The organism is Geodermatophilus chilensis, assembly GCF_002802985.1.
Lineage (GTDB): Bacteria > Actinomycetota > Actinomycetes > Mycobacteriales > Geodermatophilaceae > Geodermatophilus > Geodermatophilus chilensis.
On record NZ_NVPT01000093.1, the window covers coordinates 1 to 22,224 of the forward strand.

The following is a 22,224-nucleotide window of genomic DNA, read 5'->3' on the forward strand; positions in this document are numbered from 1 at the left end:
GCCGTGCGGCGAGCGCCGGGGCGGGCGTACCGGGGGGAAGCGGCGGGGAGCCGGCCGAGCGGAGGTGCTCAGGTGTCCCGGGGGGCCTGCGCGGCGGCGTCCGCTGCGGACGGCCGCGGGCGGTCAGGTGCGGGAGCGCACCCGGGACCGGAGCCGGCGGGGTGGTGCGGCAGGGCAAGGGCACGCCATCCGGCGGCTCTCCGTTTCTTCCGACGGCCGCCTACCGAGTTAGCTGACGGGTTCGGGCGGGAAGCAGCCCTACCTGCTCCCGGACGTGCGTCCAGGAGCGGGATTCACCCCAGTACTGCGGTGGGTCCCCGGCTCGCCCGAGAGGGCGACTCGGCGGCGTCCGCTCGGGCCCCCCGATGGGGACGTGACGACCGACCGGACGCGACGACCGTAGCTGCGTTATCGAGCTGTGACAATTCGCGGCCCTGAATTCGTCAGGTGACGCGCGTCGTCCACCCTCCGGATCGACGGCCGGCGGGTGTAGGCGTCACCGGCGCGCGAGGACGGCCAGCGCGGCCGCGGCGGGGACGAGGGGGACGGCGAGCAGCAGCAGGTCGAGCTGCGGACCGTCGGGGTCGGTCACCCTCCCGCCCAGCAGCGGGGCGAGCAGGCCGGCGCACCCCCACGCGGTGAACACCCGGCTGTAGACCGCCGGGAAGGCCCGCGCCCCGACCCGGTCCGCCGTCGCCGCCGGGACCAGCGCGGACACCGCGCCGTAGGCCAGTCCGACGGCGAGCAGACCGGTCAGGACGACGGCCGGCGCGGCCGTGACGGCCAGCCCGGCGAGGGCGACGGCGGTGGCCGCGAGCGCCGTCGCGAGGGCCGGCAGGCGCCCGACGCGGTCGGACCACCAGCCGGCACCCAGCCGGCCGCCCAGATTGCCCACTGCCAGCAGGGAGACGGCCGCTCCCGCCGCTCCCGGCCCCAGCCCGGCCGCGGCGGCCAGGGACGCGGCGGTGGCGAAGACCACCAGCCCGGGTGCGGCACCTCCGGCGAAGAGGACCCACAGCGCCACCACCGTCGTCCCGGGCACCGCCTCCGCGCCACGGTCCCGGCGCGGCCCGGCACCCGCGGGGGCGAGCACGGCGGCCAGGCCCACCAGCCCGGCGACGAGCACGGCGAGGACGGCGAGGCAGGTCCGCCAGCCGGCGTCCGGCAGGACGCGCGGCGCGAGCAGGCCGAGCAGCACCGGTCCCGCCGCGTACGCGCCGACCACCAGGCCGCTCGCGGTGCCCCGGCGCTCGGCGGGGACGCGAGTGGCGAGGGCGACAGCGACGCCGTAGGCCAGCCCGTTGGCCGCGCCGAACAGCAGCCCCACCCCCAGCCACGGGGCCTCGGGCCCGTTCCCGGCGGCGGTGAGTCCCAGCCCCACCCCGGCGACGAGGGCGGCTGCGGCCAGCAGCCGGCGCGGTCCGACCCGCGCCAGCGCGCGGCCCACCACCAGCAGGACCACGGTGAACACCACGAGGGCAAGCGCGAACACCGCCGAGCCGCTGCCCCGTGGCGCCCCGACGTCCGCCACCACCCGGGGCGCCACGAGGCTCCAGGCGAAGAGCGTCCCGACCGCGAGGTTGGCCACCACGCCGGAGGCGACCAGGCGGACCGTCCGTGGCTGTCCTGTCGGCCGCCGACGGCCGCTCGCCCCCCTGCTCACGACGGTGAGGATGACGGCACCGAGGACGACGGCGCCGCCTCGGTCAGGAGGTGACGCAGACCTGCCCGCAGTCCTTCCGTGCGGTCCCGGACAGCCCGGGTGCGGGGTGCCGACCAGCGGCCCCACCGGTTGCGGTGCCCCCGGAGGGGCGAGCAGGCTGACGGGACGTCCCCACCTGGGAGGAACCCGCCGTGCCGGCTCCGACGGACCACGAGCTGTTCGACCTCGGCGACCTGCCGCTGCAGAGCGGCGCGACGCTCCGGGGCGCACAGCTGGCCTACAAGACGTACGGGACGCTGGCCGCCGACCGGTCCAACGTGATCGTGCACCCGACCTGGTTCAGCGCCTGGCACGACGCCAACGAGTGGTCGATCGGCCCGGGCCTGGCCTGCGACCCCGAGAAGTACTTCATCGTCGTCCCGAACCAGCTGAACAACGGCCTGTCGACGTCCCCCAGCACCACCCCGCCGCCGTTCGACGGCCCGCACTTCCCGCCGGTCACCTTCGCCGACCAGATCGAGGCCCAGCACCGCCTGCTCACGCAGGAGTGGGGCATCGAGTCGATCGAGCTCGTGCTCGGCTCCTCGATGGGGGCCGGCCAGACGTACCAGTGGGCGGTCAGCCACCCGGAGATGGTGAAGCGGGCCGCTCCGATCGTCGGCTCGAGCCGCACCAGCGAGCACAACCAGGTCTTCATCAAGAGCCTGCGGGCCACGCTGACCCTCGACCCGGCCTTCCGGGGCGGTCAGTACTCCCCCGGCGCGCGCCCGACGGCGGGCATGCGGGCCTTCGCCCGGATCTACGCCGGGTGGGGCCTGTCCCAGGCGTTCTACTGGGAGCGCGAGTACCGGAGCATGGGGTACTCCTCGCTCGAGGACTTCCTGGTCGGGTTCTGGGAGGGGTTCTGGCTCGACGAGGACCGCGACCCGAACAACCTGCTGGCGATGCTGTGGACCTGGGAGCACGGGGACGTCGGCCGGACGCCCGGCTTCGACGGGGACACCGAGGCGGCGCTGCGCTCCATCCGCTGTCCCGTGGTCGCCATGCCCGCCCGGACCGACCTGTACTTCCCACCCGAGGACGAGCAGTGGGCCGCGCAGTTCATCGAGCGGGGCGAGGTCCGGGTCATCGACACGATCTGGGGGCACTTCGCCGGCCTCGGCATGAACGCCGCGGACAACGCCTTCGTCGACCGGACACTGCGGGAGCTGCTCGACCGTCCGGCCTGACCCGCCGGCCCGTCGTCCCGTGCGGGACGACGGGCGCGCGCACGCGACCGAGCTGGCGGGCGGAGCTCGCCCGGGTGCTCCCCCAGGGCCCCGCCCGCGGTCAGCATGCGGGTGACGGAGTCGTTCCGCAACAGATGTCCGAGACGTCTGACCCGTGCGGGGTTCCCCCGGCTCGGGCGGGGCACCTTCACCCCATGAGCGAGATGGACCCGCGGGACCCGAGCACCCTGTACGCGGAGGGTCCGGTCGCGCCCGAGCCGCCCGAGGACGACCTGCCCGAGGACTCCCCGCTGCGCGACTCCGGTGGCACCGGTCCGGGCCCGGACGACCTCGACCTGCTGCTTTGACCGGCCCACGGACGCCGGCGGCCCCCACCCGCGGGACGGGTGGGGGCCGCTGACGGACGGTCCGGGGAGTCAGCCGACGTAGTTCACGTGCGGGTGGTCCATGTGGTTCGCCGTCGCGCTGCCGCGGTCGGCCATGGCCTTCCACACGCCGCCCGGCGAGGTGAGGATCCGCTGCTGCCAGATGACGTACTCGACGCCGAGCTCGTCCCAGTGGGCGATGTGGAAGGCGACGATCGCGTCCCCGAGGGCGGCGTCGGAGCCGACCATGTAGTCCAGCGCCAGGCCCGACGGATGGCCGTTCGGGTCGGTCGCGCTGGGCCGGGTGCCGCCGATGGTGATGCCACTGGCGCCGGGGACGTTGCTGACGACCTCGTTGGCCGCGGCCTGGGTCTGGGGCCGCACGTTCCCGGCGCTGTTGGTGATGCGCGCGGTGGCCGCCGGAGCCGGCGCAGCCGCCGGAGCCGGCGCAGCCGCCGGAGCCGGCGCAGCCGCCGGAGCCGGCGCAGCGGCCGGAGCGGGGGCAGCGGCCGGAGCGGGGGCAGCGGCAGCCTGGGTCGCGTGAGGAGCGTGGGCAGGCGCCGTCACGGCGAGCGAGGTCACCGGGGCGGCGGGCGCAGCCTCACCGGCAGACCCGGCGGCACGCGCCGGCGCAGAGCCGGTGGTGAGCAGCACCTGTCCCGGGAAGATGCGGTTCGGGTCGGCGCCGATGAGGGAGGCGTTGCGCTGGTACAGCTCGCGCCACGACTGACCGTGGGCGGCGGCGATCCTCGCCACGGTGTCGCCGCGGACGACGGTGTAGTCGGTCTCCGTGGCGGCGGCGTCGGTCACCGACGTGGCGACGGGGACCTCGACGGCGTGGGCGGGGAGCGGGCCGGTCGTCCCGGCGAGCGCCTGGGAGGGGGCGCTCAGGACGCCGAACCCGACGACGGTCGCGCCGGCGGCGACGGGCGCCTTGGCGATGACCTTCTTGGTGCGGACGTAGCGGGGTGCGCGGTGCTTGGCCATGGTGATCTCCGATCACCGCCGGCGAGGTGAGCTGTCGGGTTCGGGCGATCGGTGCCCGGCCGCGGTCCGCGGCTTCACCCCGAGGCGGGCCTGCGCTCGAGTCGTACGGCTCGAGGCGTGGCGCGCCGTGGTCGTGGGTCCCCCACCCCTGCCCTGGGATATGGATGGCGACCGGTGGGCAGGGTTTGGCGGACCGGCGCCGCGCTCTCTCGTTTGCTGAGCGCACACAAAACGCTACGTGTGGTCATGTGCATTGTCGCCATGACGCCGGTCACATCCAGGTTTGAGGACGGCGCGCCGCAGGTCACGTCGGCGTTTCACCCGCGTGCGTCGCTCGTCACTCCGGCCACACGCCCAGGTCAGGACGGCGGACGGTGCGCGTCGAGCCAGGCGACCACGTCGGCCAGGACGTCGTCCTTCTCGGGCTCGTTGTGCGGCTCGTGGAAGAGCCCCTCGTAGATCCGGAGCGTGAGGTCGGGGGAGCCTGCGTGCGCCCGGACGACCTCGCTGGCGGCCGGCGGCACGAGCCGGTCGGCGGTGCCGTGCAGCACGAGCAGCGGCAGGGTGAGCGCGGGCAGCCGCCGCGGCATGGCCAGCGCGGTCGCCATCAGCTCGGCGCCGGTGCGGGCCACCATCCGGCCGGTGTGGTTGAGCGGGTCGGCCCGGTAGTCGCGCACCACCTCCGCGTCCCGGCTGACCGCCTCCGCGTCGAGCTGCAGCACCCCGAGGTCGGGCAGGAACCGGGACAGCAGCGGCGCCACGACCTTCTGGACGGCGTTCGCGGCGCTCGTGTCCAGCGCCGCCGCCGAGATGACCGCGCCGGTGACCCGGGCGTCCGGCGTCCCGGTGAGGTACTGCAGCGCGATGAGCCCGCCCAGGCTGTGCCCGTAGACGAACAGCGGGACGCCGGGGTGCTGCTCGGCGGTGAGACGCACGAGCTCCGCGACACCGTCGACGGCGGCGGCCATGCTGCCGATGTTGCCGCGGCGGCCCGGGGACCGGCCGTGGCCGGGGTGGTCGACGGCGTGCACCGCGTAGCCCGCGGCGGCCAGCCGCTCGGCCACGTGCCGGTAGCGGCCGCCGTGCTCGTGCGCGCCGTGCACCAGGACGACGGCGCCGACGGGGTCCTCGACGGTCCAGGCCTGCCGGTACTGCCCCGATGACAGGGTGCCCTCGACGTGCACGGGCTGGGCAGCGGTCATCGGGGAGCCTCCTACGCGGGTGCGGACTGCCTGCGCATCCTGCAGGAGACCTGGACCGGTGCCACGCATCGCCCGGCCCTAGGTTGGACCCCATGCCGACCACGTCGCCGAGGAACGCGCCCGGGGGGACCGTCAGCGACCTGGGCCTGCCCGCGCGGGCGGTGACCGCGCTGACCCGGGCCGGGATCACCACCACCGCGCAGCTCGCGGCGCTGACCCGCGCCGAGCTCCAGGCGGTGGACGGGCTGGGCCCGGGCAGCATCGCCGCGATCCGCCGCGTCGTCCCCGAGCCGCCCGGCCGGCTGCCCGCGACCGAGCGGTCGCAGCCGGATCCCACCCAGCTGTCCTCCCCCGAGGCCACGTCCGACGACGAGGAGTCGCCCGACGCGCCGCGGATCCCCTCGTTCGAGTCGCTGCGCAGCACCCGCCGCCGCACGACGGTGGACCTGATCGTGCCCGCGACGCCGCCCCCGCCCGACCCCACGCCGACCGCGTCCCGCCCGCCGGACTACGCCGACCTGTGGCGCCTCGGCGTCCGGGTGGGTCAGGCCCTCGCCACCCTCCCGGTGCGGCTGACGGTGTGCGCCGTCCGGGCGCCGGTCCGCCGGCTGCGCCGGCTCGTCGGGGGCTAGGCCGGCCGCCCGGCGGGGTACCCCCGGGGCATGGATCCCGAGAGCACCCCGCCGCGCGACGACGGCCCGCAGGAGACCGCTCCCCCGCTGCCCGAGGACCCGCGGGTGCCCCGCCTGGAGGACGCGAAGCCGACGCAGAGCACGGAGCTCGGCGGCGCCGCCCCCGCCGTCGGCCCGGAGACCGAGCAGCCGGAGACCGACTGAGGGCGGCACCCCGCGGTGCGACGCCGGTCACGTGTTCTGACAAGCTCGCGCGGTCCGAGAACCCCACCGTGCAGGAGGACCCGTGCGCGCCGCCCAGATCGCCACCCTCGACGGCCCCTCGGCCATCTCCGTCGTCGACGCCCCCGAGCCCGACGCGGACGGGAAGGTGCTGATCGACGTGCACGTCGCCGGGGTGACCTTCCCCGAGGTGCTGCTCAGCCGCGGCCAGTACCAGGTCAAGCCGGAGCTGCCGTTCGTCCCCGGCAGCGAGGTCGCCGGCACGGTGCGCAGCGCGCCGGAGGGCAGCGGCCTGCAGCCGGGGCAGCGGGTGGCGGCCTTCCCGGGCTTCGGCGGGTTCGCCGAGGTGGCCGCGGCCGACCCGGGCTTCGTCTTCCCGCTGCCCGACGGCGTCTCCTTCGAGCAGGGCGCCGCGCTGCCGATGAACTACCTGACCATGCACTTCGCGCTCCGCCGCCGCGGTCAGCTGCGGGAGGGCGAGACGGTGCTGGTGCACGGTGCCGCCGGTGGCCTGGGGACGGCGGGCATCCAGCTGGCCAAGGCGTACGGCGCGCGGGTCCTCGCGGTGGTGTCGCACGAGGCCAAGGGCGAGGCCGCCCGGGCCGCCGGCGCCGACGAGGTCGTGCTCGCCGACGGGTTCCGCGACCGGGTCAGGGAGCTGACCGGCGGCCGCGGCGTCGACGTCGTGGCCGACCCGGTCGGCGGCGACCGCTTCACCGACTCGCTGCGCAGCCTGGCCCGCGAGGGGCGGCTGCTGGTCCTCGGTTTCACCGGCGGGGAGATCCCCACGGTCAAGGTCAACCGGCTGCTGCTGAACAACGTCTCGGTCGTCGGCGTCGGCTGGGGCGCGTTCTGGACGGGCGACCCCGGCTACGTGCAGGAGCAGTGGCGCGACCTGCAGCCGCTGCTGGAGCGCGGCGCCCTCGACCCGGTGCTCGGCTCGGTGCACGACCTGGCCGACGCCGCGGCGGCGGTTACCGAGCTCGACGAGCGCCGGGCCACCGGCAAGGTGCTGCTCCGCGTCCGCACCTGACGAAGGGCCACCCTTCCCCCCACACCTCGCAGGCTCGGCGCGGGCCCCTGAAGGGTGGCCGGACCCGGTCAGGAGGCCGTCCCGCGCCAGCGCAGCACCTCGAGGGCCGCGGCGACGCTGACGACGTTCTCGGCGAGCGGGCGCGGCAGCAGCTCGTCGGCGCGCGCCAGCCGGCGCAGCACCGTGTTGCGGTGGGTGTAGAGCCGCTGGGCGGTGCGCGAGGTGCTGCCCAGCTCGCGCACGTAGGTCAGCACCGCCTGCTGGGTGTCGGCGTCGGCGTGCAGCAGGTCGCCCAGGGTGTCGGCGAGGAACTCGTCGGCCTGCGTCGGCTCGCCGGTCAGCAGCGCCACCAGCTGCACGTCCTCGTAGCGGGCCACCTGCTGCGGGCTGGTCAGCCGGGCCACCATGCGCTGGGTGGTGGCGGCGTCGAGGTGGCTGCGGCGGAAGCCGTCGACGTCCCGGCCGGGGCGGCCCACCGCCACCCGGACGTCGGGGTGCATGGCCAGCTCGCCGGCGAGCTGCCCGGCGTGTGGCGCCGTCCCCACCGGGAGCCACACCCACAGCGCGGCGGCGCTGGCGACGACGGTCAGCCGGTGTGCGGCCCCGCTGGCCCGGACGACCGCCTCGGCCGCGGCCTCCAGCTGCTCGGACGCCGTCCCCGAGCCGCTCCACACGACGACGGCGGTGTGCGGGCCGGCCAGGCCGTAGCCGAGCTGGGCCTCGGCGCGGGCCCGGCTGATGGGGGCGCCCTCCAGCAGCAGGGTGACCGCGGCCCGGCGCTCGGCGTGCGCGCCGCGGGTGAGCTCGTCGCGCTCGGCGCGCATCCGCTCCGACGTCGCCGCGACGGTGTCGTCGATGAAGGTGGCGATCGACAGCGCGGAGACGTCCAGCAGCTCGCGCAGCTCGGCGGGGTCGGAGGTCAGCTCGAAGCAGATCTCCATCCACCGCCGCCAGGCCACGCTCTGGGCGGCGCGGTAAGCGTCCAGCGCCGACTCGTCCAGTCCCCGGCGCACCAGGTCCCGCGCCGCCTCCAGCGACTCCGGCCCGGTGTTGGGCGGCACCCGGCGTCCCGGGTGCTGCACGTTGGCCGCCGCCCAGTGCAGCAGGTTGGCGAGGTTGACCCGCCGCGTCGCCGCGGCGAGCACCGGGTCCTCGGCGACCGGCCGCATCCGCTGCCCGCCCAGGGAGGCGGCGTGCAGCTCCTCGACCCACGCGTCCTTGGGGTCGAGCGCGACCTCGGCCCCCGCCCGGAAGAGCTCCCGCACCCGCGGCGAGACGTCGGGCCAGCGGACGTCCGCAGCAGTGTGCACCACGCGGCGAGCATCGTGGTGCACGCTGTGCTGGCGCAAGGGGTGCGCACCACGGAGAGTCGGACGGGTGACCTCCACGCAGACGCCGGTCGAGCACCTCGACGTCCTCGTCGTCGGGGCCGGGATCTCCGGCATCGGGGCCGGGCGGTACCTGACGACCGAGCTGCCGGCGACGAGGTTCGCGATCCTCGAGGCCCGCGCCGCCTCGGGCGGCACCTGGGACCTGTTCCGGTACCCCGGCATCCGCTCGGACTCGGACCTGCACACCTTCGGTTACGAGTTCAAGCCGTGGCGGGACGAGCAGTCGATCGCCGACGCGCCGCGCATCCTGGCCTACCTGCGCGAGACGATCGCCGAGAACGGCCTGGACGCCCACATCCGCTACTCCCACCGGGTGCTGGCGGCCTCGTGGTCGACTCCCGAGGCGCGCTGGACCGTCGACGTCGAGCGCACCGACACCGGGGAGCGGCTGCAGCTGTCGGCGAACTGGCTGTTCTGCGCCGGCGGCTACTACCGCTACGACGAGGGGTTCACCCCGGTCTTCGCCGGCCGGGAGCGCTTCCGGGGCCCGATCGTCCACCCGCAGCACTGGCCCGAGGACCTCGAGTACGCGGGCAAGCGGGTGCTGGTCATCGGCAGCGGCGCCACCGCGGTCACCCTGGTGCCGGCGATGGCGGAGACCGCCGCGAAGGTGACGATGCTGCAGCGGACGCCCAGCTACGTCATGCCCGTGCCGCGCCACGACGCACTCGCCAACCGGCTGCGCGCGCTGCTCGGTGAGGAGCGCGCGTACGCGCTGATCCGGCGCAAGAACATCGCCCGGGGCATCGGCATCTGGCGGTTCTGCCGGAAGTACCCGAAGGCGGCCCGCAGGCTGATCCGCTGGGTCAACGCCAGGCAGCTGCCCGAGGGCTATCCGGTCGACGAGCACTTCAACCCGCCGTACGACCCGTGGGACCAGCGGCTGTGCGCCGTGCCGGACGGCGACCTGTTCCGCGCCATCCGGAAGGGGACGGCGGACGTCGTCACCGACCGGATCGAGACCTTCACCGAGAACGGCGTGCTGCTCGCCTCCGGCCGGGAGCTCGAGGCCGACGTGATCGTCACCGCCACCGGGCTCGACGTGCAGGCGATCGGCGGCATGGGGCTGACCGTCGACGGCGAGCCCGTGCACCTGCCCGACACGATTGCCTACAAGGGGATGATGCTCTCCGGCGTCCCCAACTTCGTGCTCGCCATCGGCTACACCAACTCGTCCTGGACGCTGAAGATCGGCCTGCTCTGCGAGCACTTCTGCCGGCTGCTGGCGCACATGGACGCGCACGGGTACGACGTCGCCCGGCCCGAGCCCAGCGACCCGGACATGCCGACCCGGCCCCTCCTCGACTTCGCCGCCGGCTACATCCAGCGCGCGGTGGACCAGCTCCCCCGCCAGGGCGACCGGGTGCCGTGGCTGACGTCGACGAGCTACAGCACCGACGTGAAGCTGCTGCGCGCCGACGACGTCACCGACCCCGAGCTGCAGCTGTTCCGCGCAGCCGACCGCGTGTCGGTGACCGCGTGACGGCGACGGCGCAGGACACCGACCGCTTCGTCGACCTCGGCGCCATCCCGGCCTCTGGCTACCGGACGGCCGACCTCGCCCGGATCACCGCGCCGACCCCGGTCGTCCACGGCGACCGCGACCTGATGGTGCACCCGACCGGCGGGCGGGCCACCGCGGACGCGACTCCGGGCGCGCGGCACGTCGAGACCGCCGGCATGGGCCACCACCTGGCGCCCGGCGTCGTCGACCGGCTCGTCGAGCTCACCACCGACCTCGTCCGGACCACTGCAGGAGGCACCCGATGAGCAGCGTGCGCGGCAAGGTCGCCGTCGTCACCGGCGCCGCCTCCGGCATCGGCCGGCAGCTGGCCCTCGAGCTGGCCCGGCGCGGTGCCCGCCTGGCGCTGTCCGACGTCGACGAGCTGGGCCTGGGCGAGACCGCCGACCGGGCCGAGGCGCTGGGTGCCGCGGTGCATACCGCCCGCCTGGACGTCAGTGACCGCGCGGCCGTCGAGGCGTACGCGACCGCGGTGGCCGGGCACTTCGGCGTCGTCCACCAGGTCTACAACAACGCCGGGGTCGCCGGCGGCAGCACCGTGCTCGAGAACAGCTGGGCCGACTACGACCGGGTGCTGTCGATCAACCTCTTCGGCGTCATCCACGGCACCAAGGCGTTCCTGCCGCACCTCATCGCCTCCGGCGACGGGCACGTCGTCAACGTGTCCAGCCTCAACGGGATCATGGGCCAGGGCCGCATGACGGCGTACTGCACCAGCAAGTTCGGCGTCCGCGGGTTCACCGAGAGCCTGCGCGCCGAGCTGCTGGCCGCCGGGCACCCGGTGCAGGTCAGCGTGGTGCACCCGGGCGGCGTGCGGACCAACATCGCGACGGCGGCGCTGGAGCACGCCAGGGCGCAGGGCCAGGAGCTCACCCCGGACGACGAGGCCCGGCACCGCGCGTACACCGAGAAGCTGCTGAGGATGCCGCCTGAGCAGGCCGCGCGGATCGTCGTGGACGGCGTGGAGGCCGGGCGGCCGCGCATCCTCGTCGGCAACGACGCCAGGGCCGTGGACCTGCTGGTCCGGCTGGCGCCGCGGCTCTACCCGGTGCTGGTCGCCCGGGCGGAGCGCCGCTTCGCCTCCTGACCCCGTCGGCGCGGGGCCGGGACGGTCAGGGGCGGCCGGCGTCCGGCACGCGGGCGACGTCGGCCCCGCCGCCCGCTGACGGATACCGGTCGAAGGCGGCGAGGTCGGCCAGCTGGAGGGTCCGCGAGACGTCGCTCGGCGAGACGACGCCGACGACGCGGCCGCCGTCGAGGACGACCGCGCGGCCGTCGCTGCACCCCGCCATGCGCGGCAGCAGCTCGGTGAGCGGCTCGCCGGGTCGGGCGACCGGGATCTCCGGTGGCGGGCAGGCGATGTCCCGGAGCCGCGTCGTGGCCCGGGCCGCGGGCGGCACCGAGCGCAGCCGGTTGAGCGTCACCAGGCCGACGAGTGCACCGGAGGGTTCGACGAGCGGATAGGTGCTGAACCGCCGCACCAGGGCCACCTCGTGCAGGAACCGCTCCACGGTCAGGTCCGGGTCGGCGACCAGCGCGGGGGTGCTCATGACCGCGCCGACGGCCAGTCCGCCCAGCCGGCCGGACACGCGCGCGTGCTGCTCCTCGGCCGTCGCCGCGTTCACCACGAACAGCCCGACGAGCGCGAGCCACAGCCCGCCGAACCCCCGGCCGGTCACCAGTTGCAGGAAGCCCAGGGCGATCAGGGCGAAGCCGAAGAACCGGCCCGCCCGCGCCGCGGTCACCGCCGAGGACCACGCGTCGCCGCGGAGCCGCCACAGGAGAGCCCGCAGCAGCCGCCCGCCGTCGAGCGGGGCGGCCGGGACGAGGTTGAAGACGGCGAGCGCCACGTTGATGCCGGCGAGGTACTCCAGGACGGCCACCGGCAGCCCGTCGGCCCCGGCGAGCCGCGCCAGCAGGGCACCGGCGGCGAGGAGCACGCCGAGGACGAGGCTGGTGAGGGGGCCGACGCCGGCGATGCGGAACTCCGCGCCGGGCGTGCGGGCGCCTCCCCTCAGCCGGGCGACACCTCCCAGCAGCCACAGGGTGATGCCCTCCACCTCCACCCCGTTGCGCCTGGCCACCACGGCATGGGCCACCTCGTGGGCCAGCAGCGAGGCGAGGAAGGCCACCGCCGCCGCCACCCCGGCGGCGACGTACGCGGCGGTGCCGCGGCCGGGCAGCACGAGCGGGAGCCGGCCGAACGCCAGCCCGCCGGCGATGATCAGGACGATCACCAGGACGCTGGCGTTCACGCCGACGCGGATGCCGGCGATCCGGCCCAGGCGGAAGGTCTCGTTCACGTTCCTCCCCTCGGGACGGCACCAGGACGCCGCCGGGTCGGCAGGCGGCCCGGTCGGCCGGACGGAGGGCCGCCTCTGCGACGACGTCGGGACGGTCGGCCGGGACGACGTGCGTCCCCGGGAGCGGGGTGCCCCGCCCGCGGGGCGGTGACACGCGATCCGGCGCCGTGACAGGCTCCGGGGACCCCACCCCTGTGATCAGGAGGATCGATGGCCTTCCGCGGCATGATGGCGCGCCTGGGTTCCGGCGGCGCCGGTGTCGAGACCGTGCTGGACCGGCCGGAGACGACGCCGGGCGGCGCCGTCACCGGCACCGTCCACGTCACCGGGGGGAAGGTCCCGCAGGACGTCACCGAGGTCCGTGTCGCGCTGCAGGCCACCGTCGAGGTGGAGAGCGGCGACTCCTCGTGGCGCGAGGAGGTCACCTTCGGCACCGCGCCGGTCGCCGGCGGGGCGCGGATCGAGCCCGGCCAGCAGTACCGGCTCCCGTTCAGCCTGCCGGTGCCCTGGCAGTGCCCGATCACCGCGATCGACGGCTGGCACCTGCGCGGCATGCGCGTCGGTCTGCGCACCCGGGTCGACATCGCCGGCTCGGTCGACCCCGGCGACCTCGACCCGGTGACCGTGCTGCCGCTGCCCGTGCAGCGCACCGTGCTGCAGGCGCTGGACGGCCTGGGCTTCGCATTCCGCGGCGCCGACGTGGAGAAGGGCCGCATCCGCGGCAGCGAGCTGCCCTTCTACCAGGAGGTCGAGTTCGCTCCGCCGCCCGGACTGCGCGGGCGGGTCAACGAGCTGGAGGTCACCTTCCTCGCCGACCCGCAGGGGGTGGACGTCGTCCTGGAGGTCGACCGGCGCGGCGGGCTGCTCAGCGAGGGGCGGGACGTCGGCGGCCGGCTGCGGCTGGCGCACTCCGACACCGACGTCCGCACCGTGGCCGCGCACCTGGACGCCGCCGTCCGGCAGCTGGGCGCGCGGCGCGGCTGGTTCTGAGCCCGGGGGGTCAGCCCCGGCGGGCGCGCAGCAGGACCCCGGCCACCGGCAGGCCCACCGCGAACACCGCCGCCAGGAACACCGCCACCTGCACCGGCCCGGTCGCGCCGGCGGCGGCCACGGCGGCGCCGACCACCCCGAGACCGACGGCGATGCCCTCCAGCACGAGCGAGAGGACGGCGCGGTCGGTGCCGGCCTCCGGGTCGGCGTCGGCCGCCCGCCGTCCCGCGGCCAGGAGCCGCGCCCCCTGACCGGCCAGCGCGGCGGCGAGCGCGAGCAGGACGACGAGCACGACCCAGTCCACGTGGGACTCCTCTCCCCCGGACGACGGCGCCGCCGTCCCGGCACACCGGTACCCCGGTCGACGCGGATGGCCCCTGCGGGTGTCCGACGTCACGCAGTCGTCACCCGGGAGGCACGCACACCGACGACCCCGTGTCGGTCGACGTCGTCGTGCCCCCGGACCGACGTCGGCCGGTTCCGCCGTCCCGGGCGCGCTCCGGTGACCCGCCGGCCGGCCCCGGGGACACCGCGGCATGCCGACCACGACGCCGCCCGACACCGCCCGTCCCGACCCGCACGGCATGACGGTCCGGTGACGAACCGGGCCGGCCGCGCAGCGGCCGCCCGACCGACGGGCACCGGGTGGAGCGACCGCCGCGCGGCCGGAGAGGGAGCCACGATGGGACGACAGGACAGCGCGCAGCTCGGGGACCGCGGGGCCGGACCGGCGCCGGCGGCGACGACGTCCACCGACGTCCGCTCCTGGGACGGCACCCGGCTCGCGCTGTCCACGTGGGGCCCGGAGGACGGGCGGGTCGTCGTCCTGGTGCACGGGCTGGGCCTGTCGTCCGAGTCGTGGGGCGAGGTCCCCGAGCGGCTCGCCGACCGGCACCGCGTGCTCGCCTACGACCTGCGGGGGCACGCGCAGAGCGGCGACGCCCGCGACGGGGGCTACGGACTCGAGGCGCACGCCCGCGACCTGCTCGCCGTGCTCGGCGCCTGCCTGCCGGAGGGACGGCGTGCGGTGGTCGCAGGGCACAGCCTCGGTGGCGGGATCGTCCTGGCCGCGGCCGGGATCGGCGGCACCGGCCGCATGGCCGGGGTCGTCTTCGCCGGCTCGGGGGGCTCCGGGGTCACCGCACCCGGCCTGCCCGCCCGCCGTCTCCCGCCGCCGGTCCGGGCCGCGCTGCACCGGGGGTGGTTCCGGGTGCTGCGCGCGACCGCGCTGGTCGGCCGGCGGCTGCGGCCGGTGCAGGCGGTGTCCGACCGGCTGGTCCGCCGTGCGGCCTTCGCCGACGACGCGCCGCAGGACGCCGTCGCCCGGGTGCGGGACAGCTTCCTGTCCACCCGCCCGCTGGCACTGGCCGGCACGACGCTGGCCAGCGTCGGCCACGACGGCACCGAGCTCGCCCCGGGGCTCGACGTGCCGACGCTGGTGCTGCACGGCACCGACGACCCGGAGGTGCCGCCCGACGAGCTGCGCGAACTGGTGGCCGCACTGCCCGAGGGAGAGGTCGTCGAGGTGCCCGGCGCCGGTCACATGCTCCCGCTGCTCCACCCCGACCTCGTCACCGGGCACATCGCCCGCTGGGTGACCCGGACCACCGCGTGATGCGCACCGAGACCCACTTCGAGCCGTTCGTCCACCTCGTCGACGTCGGCCCCGACCGGGCGCTGGTGGCCTGGGGCGGCTTCTGGTTCGCGCGGGACGACCCGGGTGGCCGGTGGCGCGTGCTGGGCGACGCGGACCTGCACGAGGTCGACCCGGGACGCAGCGCGAGCATCGGCGCCGGCTCGGCCCCGTACGGCAGCGCGGAGGTCGAGGTCCTCGACGAGGCCGGCACCGTGGTCGCGCGGGCCGGCACCGACGCGGCAAACCACGTCTGGGTCGAGGGCCTGTGTCCCGACACCCCGTACCGCTACCGGATCACCGTGGACGGGCGGCCGTGGGCCGAGGGCGGACGCTGGGATTGGGGGCCGGTGCCCCGCGGCGGGTTGGACCTGCGTCCGGGCGGGCGCTCCTACACCCTCGCCTTCCGCACCCACCCGGCGCCCGACCGGCCGGCGCCGCTGGACCTGGCCGTCCTCGGCGACTTCGGCGTCGGCATCGTCGCCGACACCGAGTGCGGACGGCGGCAGCGGCGGATCGCCGAGGTGCTGGACCGGGTGACCGACCGGCCCGGCATCCGGCTGGTCCTCACCGTCGGGGACAACGTCTACGCCACCCCCGGGCAGCGCGGATCGGAGGGCAGCGGGGGCGCCGACACCGACTGGTACGGCAGCTTCTACGCCCCCTACCGCTACGCGCTGGCCCGCGTGCCGGTCTACCCGGCGGTGGGCAACCACGACACCGCTGACCAGGAGAGCAGTGACGACCGGGCGCAGGTCCGCGACAACTTCCACACCGACGAGCGCTTCACCCCGGAGGTCGCCGGGCCACGGGCCTCGGTGGACCCGGGGCTGTTCTACCGGCTGGCCTACGGCTCCGACGTGGAGTTCGTCTGCATCGACACCTCGCTGTCCCGCGACCTGCCCACCGAGCACTTCTTCGAGCACCCGCGCCACCGGCGCTTCCTCGCCGACGCCCTGCCGGAGGGGGGTGGCCCGCGGTGGCGCATCCCGTTCTCCCACCACCCCGCCTACTGCGCCGGACCGCACCACGGGAACACCCCCGCGATGGTCGAGCACCTGGTCCCGCTCTTCCGGCGGGCCGGCGTGCGGGTGGCCTTCGCCGGTCACGAGCACAACTTCCAGGTCTCCCGGGTGGACGGCGTCCACCACGTCGTCACCGGCGCGGGCGGCCAGCTGCGGGAGGACCCGCCGACCGGCTTCGCCGCGGCCGGCACCGTGGCCTGGGCCGCCCAGTCGCACCTGCTGCTGGCCCGCATCGACGGGCCGGAGATGACCGTGACGCCGCTCGCCGCGGTCGGCCGGGACGGCGAGCCCGAATACCTGACCCCCCGGTCGCCGGACGGCCGGCTGGTCGAGCTCCCGCTGACGGTGCGGGCGGACTGACGCTGCCCCGGCCGGACCCCGGACCGGGACCGCGGTGGACCACCGGCGTCACCGGGACGTCACCGTGGCGCCGCAGCGGCGCGGTCGACGTGACGTTCCCCTGACGACCGGCGCCGGGCATGGCCGCCGCCGTCGACACCGCTCACCGTGGGAGGGCGTCGGTCCGGTCCTCCCCCGTGCCGGGCCGACGCCCGGCCCCACGCTCGCCGCGTGCCGCGGATCCGCGACGACGCCCAGGTCCCACCGGGCGTGCGCGGGCCCGGCCCGGCTCGTCGTGCCCTCCTCGTCCCCTCAGGGACACCGCGCCGCTCCACCGGTCACGGCGCCCTCCCTCACGGCACCGCGACACCTTCCAGCACGGGACGGCGGGACCGGGCCGGTCGCGCTGACCCCGGGCCTCAGGGCGGCGATGTCACGGGACCGTAAGGGCCGTCGGCGTTCCGGCCGCGGACCGCCGCGGGTAGCCCGATCCCGATGACACGGAACGCCTTCGTCCGGGGTGCGTCGCGCGACGGCCCCCGCGCGGACACCACCGGGATGGGCCGCTTCGAGCTGCGGGCGCTGCTCGGCTGGGTCGCGCTGCTCGCCGGCGCGGTGCCCTTCCTCCTGCTCTGGCTGCTGGTGCAGCGCTCGTGGGCGCCGCTGACCGGTCTGGACGGCGAGGTCGCCGCGGTGCTCAACGAGGTGGTCGGCGGGCGGACGTTGCTGGTGTCGGTGCTCAGCGCGGTCACCGACCTCGGCGGTGCCGGCGTCTCGGTCCTCGTGCTGACGTTGACGACGGTGTTCCTGCTGGTCCGCCGCCAGCGACGGCTGGCCGCCTGGGTCGCCACCACCGGCGTCGGGCTGGCGGTGCTCGTGCCGGTGACCAAGGCGGTCATCGACCGCGCCCGCCCGGTCGTGGACTCCCCCGTCGTCGACACCCCGTCGAACGCCAGCTTCCCCAGTGGGCACGCGATGACCGCGCTGGTCACCTACGGCGTGCTGCTCCTGCTCGTGCTGCCGTCGGTGCGCCGCCGCACCCGGCCCTGGCTGGTCGCCGCCGCGGCGCTGCTCGTGCTCGTCGTCGGGGCCACCCGGCTGGCTCTCGGCGTGCACTTCGTCTCCGACGTCCTCGCGGGCTGGACGCTCGGTGCGGCCTGGCTGGCGGTCACCACCGCCGCGTTCCGCGGGTCGCAGCACAGTCGTGGGCGGCATGCCGACGAGCCGCTGGACCCGCTCGACGTGCCCCCGGACGAGAGCGTGGACGGCGTCCGCGCGGCCGACCCGGCACTGCCCGGAGGCCGGACGACGGCGCTGCGCCTGCTCGCGGCCCTCGTCGCGGTCTGCGCCCTCGTCACCGGGCTGGGCCTGCTGGTCACCGGCGCACTGCTCGACACCTGGGTCGGCCGGCTCGACCGCAGCCTGGTGCGCTGGTCCGCCGAGCAGCGCAGCCCCGGGCTGACCACCGTCGTGGAGCTGGTCGGCCACGCCGGGGGCACGCGGACGGTCGTGGCCGTCGGCCTCGCGCTGGCGGTCCTGGGCGTCGCGGTCGCGGCGTCGTGGCGGCCGGTCGTCTTCGTCGTGGTGACCCTCGTCGGCGAGGTGACCGCCTACCTGGTCAGCTCCCAGCTGGTCGGCCGGATGCGCCCGCAGGTGCCGGACCTGACCGCGGGACTGCCCACGGGCGCCAGCTGGCCGTCCGGGCACGCCGCGGCCGCGGTGGCCGTGTACGGCGCCCTGGCCGCGCTCGTGCTGGCCCACGGCCGCGCCCGCCGGCGTCGGTGGGTGCTCGCGCTGCCCCTCGTGCTCGGTCTCGCCGTCGGCGCCGCCCGGGTCTACACCGCCGCCCACCACCCCACCGACGTGCTCGCCGGCCTCCTCCTCGGCGGCCTGTGGGTGTGGACCTGCGCGCGCCTCCTGCTGCCGCGTCCGGGCACCGGTGCACGGGCGGGGACGACCGCGCCGGAGCGGTCGTGACGGCGGTACGGGCGGGAGCCGTCGCCCTCGCCGGCGCGCTGGCGGTGCGGGCGTGGACCGCTCGCCGCACCGCCCGGACCCACCCCGGGGACCCCACTGGCGTCCGCACCGACGACGGGGTCCGCCTGCACGTCGAGGTCGCCGGCTCCCCCGCCGCGCCCGTCACCGTCGTCCTGGCACACGGCTTCGCCGCCCGCTCGACGATGTGGGACCCCCAGTGGGCGGCGCTGCAGGAGCACGCCCGGGTCGTGCGCTTCGACCAGCGCGGCCACGGCCGCAGCGGGTGGCCCGGCCGGCTGCGGGCCACCCCCGAGCGGCTGGGCCGTGACCTCGCCGCGGTGGTCGACCGGGTCGCACCCGCGGGGCCGGTCGTGCTGGTCGGTCACTCGATGGGTGGCATGGCCCTGCTCGCGCTCGCCGGCCGGCGGCCGGACCTGTTCGGCGACCGCGTCGTCGGGGTCACGTTGCTGTCCACGCTCGCCGCGCCGCTGGCACTGGCCGGGCGGGACGACGCCGGGTCCCGGACCCCGGTGCGGGTCGGCGCGGTGTCCGCCGCCGCCGCGGCCCTCTGGCTCGCCTCCCCGCCGGTGCACCTGCTGCACCCGTTCCGCACCGGGCCGGTGCAGCGGCTGCTGCGCCACCGGCTGTTCGCCGCCGACCCGCCGGAGCAGGCCGTCCGGGAGATGACCGGCGCGTGGACGGCGACGCCCACCGCGGTCATGTCGGCGCACCTGCCGGGGCTGGCGGGCTACGACGGCCGGGCGGCCGTCGACGCGCTCCGGACGCTGCCCGTGCTGGTCCTCGCCGGTACCGACGACACCACCGTCCCGGCCACCGCCGCCGAGCGCCTGACCCGGCGGCTCGGCCCGCGCGCCCGGCTGGTGCTCGTGCCCGGTGCCGGCCACATGGTGCCGCTCACCCACGCCGAGGTGGTCACCGCGGCGCTGCTCGACCTGCTGGCCCGGTCGCGCACCGGGGACGACGGACGGAGGGTCTCGTGAAACGCTGGCTCGGGCGCATCGGCGCCGTGCTGGGCACCCTGCTCGTGCTGCTGGCGGTCTACGGCGTGTTCGTCGAGCCGCGGCTGATCCTGGACGAGGAGCGCCTCGAGGTGCCGCTGGCACAGCTGGCCGGGGCCGACGCGGGCACCGAGGTCGCCGTCCTCGCCGACTTCCAGATCGGGGCGTTCTTCGACAACGACGGCATGGTCGCGCAGGCGGTCGAGACCGCCCTCGCCGCGGAGCCGGACGTCGTGCTGCTCGGCGGCGACTACGTCTACAGCCGCGACCCGGGCGTCGAGGTGCAGGTCGACCGGGTGGTGGAGCTGGTGCGGCCGCTGGCCGAGTCCGGCGTGCCCACCTACGCCGTCCTGGGCAACCACGACCACGCGGCCGGGATGGCCGAGGAGCTGACCCGCGCCCTGGAGGGCGTCGGCATCACCGTCCTGGAGAACGAGGCGGTGCCGGTCGACGGGACCGACGGGCTGCACGTGGTGGGGATCGGGCCTGTGCGCCCGGGGCTCGCCGACGTCGAGGCCGCGCTGGCCGACGTCCCCGACGGGGCCCCGCGGGTCGTCCTGGCCCACAACCCGAGCGTCTTCCCGGAGCTGCCCCCCGGCAGCGCGCCGCTGACGGTCGCCGGGCACACCCACTGCGGCCAGATCGCGATCCCCGGGCTGCCCCGCTGGTCCTACCTGGAGCTGACCGCGCAGGAGGAGGTCGTGACCGACGGCTGGGCGCCGGCGGAGTACGGCGCAGAGGGCAACCGGCTCTTCGTGACCTGCGGGATCGGCTTCAGCGTCGTCCCCGCCCGCGTCAACGCACCGCCGCAGCTGGCCTTCTTCGAGCTCCAGCCCGGCGCCTGACCGTCGTCCGCACCGAGGGTCGACCGGGACCGGGCAGATGAAGGTTCTGTGACACAACGCCCTGGTGAGGGGGCCGTCCCGGCAGGCCGGGCAGGAGGAGGTGCGAAGCGGGCCGCAGGGGCCCGACCGGTGGAGAGGAGACCCCGTCGTGCGCGCGTACCGTTCCCGGTCGCTGACCGGGCCCACGCTGGCCGCCGTCCTGGCGCTGACCGGCGCCGGTCTGTCGGGCTGTGCCGCGGACGACGGCGCGTCGGCACCCGACCTCGAGGTCCAAGTGCCCGACGTCCGCGGCCCCGAGGACCTCGACGACCCCTACAGCGGCGTGCTGGACGCCGCCTTCTACGAGGACCTGCCCGCCTACGCAGGCCAGGAGGTCACCCTGCTGGCCGAGGTCGCCGAGGTCATCTCGCCACGGGTCTTCACCATCACCTCTCCCGACGACGAGGAGGTCGGCGAGGTCCTGGTGGTCGCCACCCAGGACGCAGGGGACGTCGACCCCGAGGCCGGCCAAGCGCTCCTCGTGGCCGCGACGCCGGTCGACTCCTTCGAGGCCGGGGTGGTCACCGAGGAGCTCGGGCTCGACGTGGGTGCCGACCAGCTCGAGGAGTGGGACGAGCAGCCCTTCCTGGTCGCCGAGATCCTGCAGCCGGCTCCCTGACGAGGCCCGGAGGACCGACCTGCCGCCCTCCGACGGCGCCCGGCCGGCCGTGCAGACCGACGCCACGATCCGTACCACCGCAGCCCAGGAGGCCTCATGACCCCCCGTCCCACGCCCCTCTCCCCCACGCGCCGCCGACTCGCGGCCGCCGTCGCGGGGGCGACCCTGCTGTTGGCTGGGTGCAGCGCGCCCAACCTCGAGGAGGACGCGCCCGCCGAGGACCCCGGCACCGAGGTCGACGGCGGCGCGGTGGGCCCCGACACCCGGGTGAACGACGACGTCAGCCTGCTGCAGGTCCAGCTGGCGTACCCGGACGACGGCGTCCACGAGGTCGGTGAGGAGGCCCCGCTGTACGTGGCGGTCAGCAACACCGGCGGCGACCCGGTCACGGTGACCGACATCAGCGGGCCGGACTTCAGCGGCGTCCGCGTCGAGACCGCCGAGGGGCAGGGGCTGCCGTTGACCGTGGACGCCCAGGACACCCTCTACGTCGGCGCCGAGGGGCCGCCGAGCGTCACGCTGCTCGGCCTCGGTCAGGAGCTGCGCTCCTCGCAGTCCATCCCGGTCACCTTCACCTTCGCCGAGGCCGGCGAGGTCACCGTCGACGTGATGGTCTCCGCCGAGGAGGACCCGGCGACGTCGTTCGACTTCCCGAACGACGACCCGGACCAGGACCCGACGGAGGACACCCCCACGCCGTCGCCGACGAGCTGAGCTGGTCGCACCGCCCGGCCGCCCAGCCATCCGGTGGGTCCCGCGACGCGGTCGCCGCGTGGCACCGCCCACCGCAACGGGGTCCCGAACCGCCATCCGGGTCGAGGCCTCGCTGCGTCGTACGTCCTCGCGCAGTCGGTGTGTGGCCCCCGTGTCCGCCCCGTGCCCGACTCCCGACTGGTGGGGCTCCCGGCTGGTGGGCTCCGGCTCCTGGCTCCCGGGGCGTGCCACAGACGCCGGCTCCGGTCCTTGGTGCGCGTCTTGCGCACGCCGGCTCCCGACTCTCGGTCTGCGTCCTGCACACACCGGCTCCTGGCTCGTCGCCTTCGGCCGACAGCCCGGTTCTCAGTAGGGCGGGGGTTCGGTGACGGCGGTGAGGCCGGACGGTGTGGTGACGGTGAGGGTGCCGTCGGGGGTGAGGGTGTGGGCCCAGCCGGGGGCCTGGTGTTTGCCGCGGTGGTCGCTGGTGCAGTAG

Annotated in this window: 22 protein-coding genes and 1 riboswitch; of the genes, 16 read left to right on the plus strand and 6 right to left on the minus strand. The window is 76.0% G+C overall.

What is annotated here, in order from left to right; all coding sequences use genetic code 11:
* Positions 1–202: 202 nt before the first annotated feature.
* Positions 203–355: riboswitch (cyclic di-AMP (ydaO/yuaA leader) on the minus strand.
* A 141-nt stretch (positions 356–496) separates the two neighbouring features.
* On the minus strand, positions 497–1,663 hold the full coding sequence (locus tag CNO22_RS16150; protein ID WP_157936967.1) for an MFS transporter: 1,167 nt from the start codon (positions 1,661–1,663) through the stop codon (positions 497–499).
* 191 nt (positions 1,664–1,854) lie between these two features.
* Here CNO22_RS16150 and CNO22_RS16155 point away from each other — a divergent pair, with 191 nt between their 5' ends.
* Together CNO22_RS16155 and CNO22_RS28415 are read left to right on the plus strand one after the other, a co-directional pair.
* Positions 1,855–2,892, plus strand: a complete 1,038-nt coding sequence (locus CNO22_RS16155; protein ID WP_100500335.1) for an alpha/beta fold hydrolase — start codon at positions 1,855–1,857, stop codon at positions 2,890–2,892.
* A gap of 194 nt (positions 2,893–3,086) precedes the next feature.
* Positions 3,087–3,239 carry a hypothetical protein gene (locus CNO22_RS28415; protein ID WP_198588382.1) on the plus strand — a complete coding sequence of 51 codons (153 nt, stop codon included), beginning with the start codon at positions 3,087–3,089 and terminating at the stop codon, positions 3,237–3,239.
* Between the two features lie 69 nt (positions 3,240–3,308).
* On the opposite strand, the gene CNO22_RS16160 is transcribed toward CNO22_RS28415, so the two are convergent.
* Both CNO22_RS16160 and CNO22_RS16165 read right to left on the minus strand, forming a co-directional pair.
* A complete protein-coding gene (locus CNO22_RS16160; protein WP_100500336.1) occupies positions 3,309–4,244 on the minus strand; it encodes a LysM peptidoglycan-binding domain-containing protein in 936 nt (311 codons plus the stop codon).
* Between the two features lie 359 nt (positions 4,245–4,603).
* The gene (locus tag CNO22_RS16165) at positions 4,604–5,446 is read right to left on the minus strand and encodes an alpha/beta hydrolase (RefSeq protein WP_100500337.1); all 843 of its coding nucleotides are present in this window, start codon (positions 5,444–5,446) and stop codon (positions 4,604–4,606) included.
* Positions 5,447–5,538: 92 nt separating this feature from the next.
* On the opposite strand from CNO22_RS16165, the gene CNO22_RS16170 reads away from it, so the two are divergent.
* The 3 genes from CNO22_RS16170 to CNO22_RS16175 all read left to right on the plus strand — a co-directional run bounded on the left by CNO22_RS16170 (position 5,539) and on the right by CNO22_RS16175 (position 7,333).
* Positions 5,539–6,078, plus strand: coding sequence for a DNA-directed RNA polymerase subunit alpha C-terminal domain-containing protein (locus CNO22_RS16170; protein ID WP_157936968.1), 540 nt, complete (start codon positions 5,539–5,541; stop codon positions 6,076–6,078).
* Positions 6,079–6,108: 30 nt separating this feature from the next.
* Positions 6,109–6,282: a hypothetical protein gene (locus tag CNO22_RS27770; protein ID WP_157936969.1), complete on the plus strand. Its 174-nt coding sequence runs from the start codon at positions 6,109–6,111 to the stop codon at positions 6,280–6,282.
* 82 nt (positions 6,283–6,364) lie between these two features.
* The gene (locus CNO22_RS16175) at positions 6,365–7,333 is read left to right on the plus strand and encodes an NADPH:quinone oxidoreductase family protein (protein ID WP_100500339.1); all 969 of its coding nucleotides are present in this window, start codon (positions 6,365–6,367) and stop codon (positions 7,331–7,333) included.
* A 68-nt stretch (positions 7,334–7,401) separates the two neighbouring features.
* Here the strand turns inward: CNO22_RS16175 and CNO22_RS16180 are convergent, their stop codons facing one another.
* Positions 7,402–8,646: a PucR family transcriptional regulator gene (locus CNO22_RS16180; protein WP_100500340.1), complete on the minus strand. Its 1,245-nt coding sequence runs from the start codon at positions 8,644–8,646 to the stop codon at positions 7,402–7,404.
* A 64-nt stretch (positions 8,647–8,710) separates the two neighbouring features.
* Here CNO22_RS16180 and CNO22_RS16185 point away from each other — a divergent pair, with 64 nt between their 5' ends.
* Genes CNO22_RS16185 through CNO22_RS16195 form a run of 3 tightly spaced genes read left to right on the plus strand, consistent with a single transcriptional unit; the run spans position 8,711 to position 11,333 of the window.
* Positions 8,711–10,207, plus strand: a complete 1,497-nt coding sequence (locus CNO22_RS16185) for a flavin-containing monooxygenase (protein ID WP_100500341.1) — start codon at positions 8,711–8,713, stop codon at positions 10,205–10,207.
* Positions 10,204–10,494 (plus strand): alpha/beta fold hydrolase, encoded by a 291-nt coding sequence (locus tag CNO22_RS16190; RefSeq protein ID WP_232807086.1) that lies wholly within the window; start codon positions 10,204–10,206, stop codon positions 10,492–10,494. Before CNO22_RS16185 ends, CNO22_RS16190 begins: the two co-directional genes overlap by 4 nt.
* Positions 10,491–11,333: an SDR family NAD(P)-dependent oxidoreductase gene (locus CNO22_RS16195; RefSeq protein WP_100500342.1), complete on the plus strand. Its 843-nt coding sequence runs from the start codon at positions 10,491–10,493 to the stop codon at positions 11,331–11,333. The genes CNO22_RS16190 and CNO22_RS16195 overlap by 4 nt, the downstream gene beginning before the upstream one ends.
* A gap of 25 nt (positions 11,334–11,358) precedes the next feature.
* On the opposite strand, the gene CNO22_RS16200 is transcribed toward CNO22_RS16195, so the two are convergent.
* The gene (locus CNO22_RS16200; protein WP_100500343.1) at positions 11,359–12,549 is read right to left on the minus strand and encodes a site-2 protease family protein; all 1,191 of its coding nucleotides are present in this window, start codon (positions 12,547–12,549) and stop codon (positions 11,359–11,361) included.
* A gap of 210 nt (positions 12,550–12,759) precedes the next feature.
* Here CNO22_RS16200 and CNO22_RS16210 point away from each other — a divergent pair, with 210 nt between their 5' ends.
* On the plus strand, positions 12,760–13,539 hold the full coding sequence (locus tag CNO22_RS16210) for a sporulation protein (protein ID WP_100500345.1): 780 nt from the start codon (positions 12,760–12,762) through the stop codon (positions 13,537–13,539).
* 10 nt (positions 13,540–13,549) lie between these two features.
* On the opposite strand, the gene CNO22_RS16215 is transcribed toward CNO22_RS16210, so the two are convergent.
* Positions 13,550–13,843: a hypothetical protein gene (locus CNO22_RS16215; RefSeq protein ID WP_100500346.1), complete on the minus strand. Its 294-nt coding sequence runs from the start codon at positions 13,841–13,843 to the stop codon at positions 13,550–13,552.
* Positions 13,844–14,221: 378 nt separating this feature from the next.
* On the opposite strand from CNO22_RS16215, the gene CNO22_RS16220 reads away from it, so the two are divergent.
* The 7 genes from CNO22_RS16220 (at position 14,222) to CNO22_RS16250 (ending at position 21,749) form a co-directional block, all read left to right on the plus strand.
* Positions 14,222–15,154: an alpha/beta fold hydrolase gene (locus tag CNO22_RS16220; protein ID WP_157936970.1), complete on the plus strand. Its 933-nt coding sequence runs from the start codon at positions 14,222–14,224 to the stop codon at positions 15,152–15,154.
* A complete protein-coding gene (locus CNO22_RS16225; RefSeq protein WP_100500354.1) occupies positions 15,154–16,557 on the plus strand; it encodes a metallophosphoesterase in 1,404 nt (467 codons plus the stop codon). Before CNO22_RS16220 ends, CNO22_RS16225 begins: the two co-directional genes overlap by 1 nt.
* Before the next feature lie 474 nt (positions 16,558–17,031).
* The gene (locus CNO22_RS16230) at positions 17,032–18,513 is read left to right on the plus strand and encodes a phosphatase PAP2 family protein (protein WP_100500348.1); all 1,482 of its coding nucleotides are present in this window, start codon (positions 17,032–17,034) and stop codon (positions 18,511–18,513) included.
* Complete coding sequence (locus CNO22_RS16235; protein ID WP_157936971.1) at positions 18,510–19,514, plus strand: alpha/beta fold hydrolase; 1,005 nt, start codon at positions 18,510–18,512, stop codon at positions 19,512–19,514. Before CNO22_RS16230 ends, CNO22_RS16235 begins: the two co-directional genes overlap by 4 nt.
* Complete coding sequence (locus tag CNO22_RS16240) at positions 19,511–20,377, plus strand: metallophosphoesterase (protein WP_100500350.1); 867 nt, start codon at positions 19,511–19,513, stop codon at positions 20,375–20,377. The genes CNO22_RS16235 and CNO22_RS16240 overlap by 4 nt, the downstream gene beginning before the upstream one ends.
* 148 nt (positions 20,378–20,525) lie before the next feature.
* Positions 20,526–21,035, plus strand: a complete 510-nt coding sequence (locus tag CNO22_RS16245) for a hypothetical protein (RefSeq protein WP_100500351.1) — start codon at positions 20,526–20,528, stop codon at positions 21,033–21,035.
* Between the two features lie 96 nt (positions 21,036–21,131).
* Positions 21,132–21,749, plus strand: a complete 618-nt coding sequence (locus CNO22_RS16250) for a copper chaperone PCu(A)C (RefSeq protein WP_100500352.1) — start codon at positions 21,132–21,134, stop codon at positions 21,747–21,749.
* The last annotated feature ends 475 nt before the right edge of the window (positions 21,750–22,224 follow it).

Excerpts from the sequence above, each read along its gene's own strand:
- CNO22_RS28415 (WP_198588382.1), top strand. The coding sequence starts at position 3,087 with ATGAGCGAGATGGACCCGCGGGACCCGAGCACCCTGTACGCGGAGGGT.
- CNO22_RS16160 (WP_100500336.1), bottom strand. The coding sequence starts at position 4,244 with ATGGCCAAGCACCGCGCACCCCGCTACGTCCGCACCAAGAAGGTCATC.
- CNO22_RS16165 (WP_100500337.1), bottom strand. The coding sequence starts at position 5,446 with ATGACCGCTGCCCAGCCCGTGCACGTCGAGGGCACCCTGTCATCGGGG.
- CNO22_RS16170 (WP_157936968.1), top strand. The coding sequence starts at position 5,539 with ATGCCGACCACGTCGCCGAGGAACGCGCCCGGGGGGACCGTCAGCGAC.
- CNO22_RS27770 (WP_157936969.1), top strand. The coding sequence starts at position 6,109 with ATGGATCCCGAGAGCACCCCGCCGCGCGACGACGGCCCGCAGGAGACC.
- CNO22_RS16195 (WP_100500342.1), top strand. The coding sequence starts at position 10,491 with ATGAGCAGCGTGCGCGGCAAGGTCGCCGTCGTCACCGGCGCCGCCTCC.
- CNO22_RS16210 (WP_100500345.1), top strand. The coding sequence starts at position 12,760 with ATGGCCTTCCGCGGCATGATGGCGCGCCTGGGTTCCGGCGGCGCCGGT.
- CNO22_RS16220 (WP_157936970.1), top strand. The coding sequence starts at position 14,222 with ATGGGACGACAGGACAGCGCGCAGCTCGGGGACCGCGGGGCCGGACCG.
- CNO22_RS16225 (WP_100500354.1), top strand. The coding sequence starts at position 15,154 with ATGCGCACCGAGACCCACTTCGAGCCGTTCGTCCACCTCGTCGACGTC.
- CNO22_RS16230 (WP_100500348.1), top strand. The coding sequence starts at position 17,032 with ATGACACGGAACGCCTTCGTCCGGGGTGCGTCGCGCGACGGCCCCCGC.
- CNO22_RS16250 (WP_100500352.1), top strand. The coding sequence starts at position 21,132 with ATGACCCCCCGTCCCACGCCCCTCTCCCCCACGCGCCGCCGACTCGCG.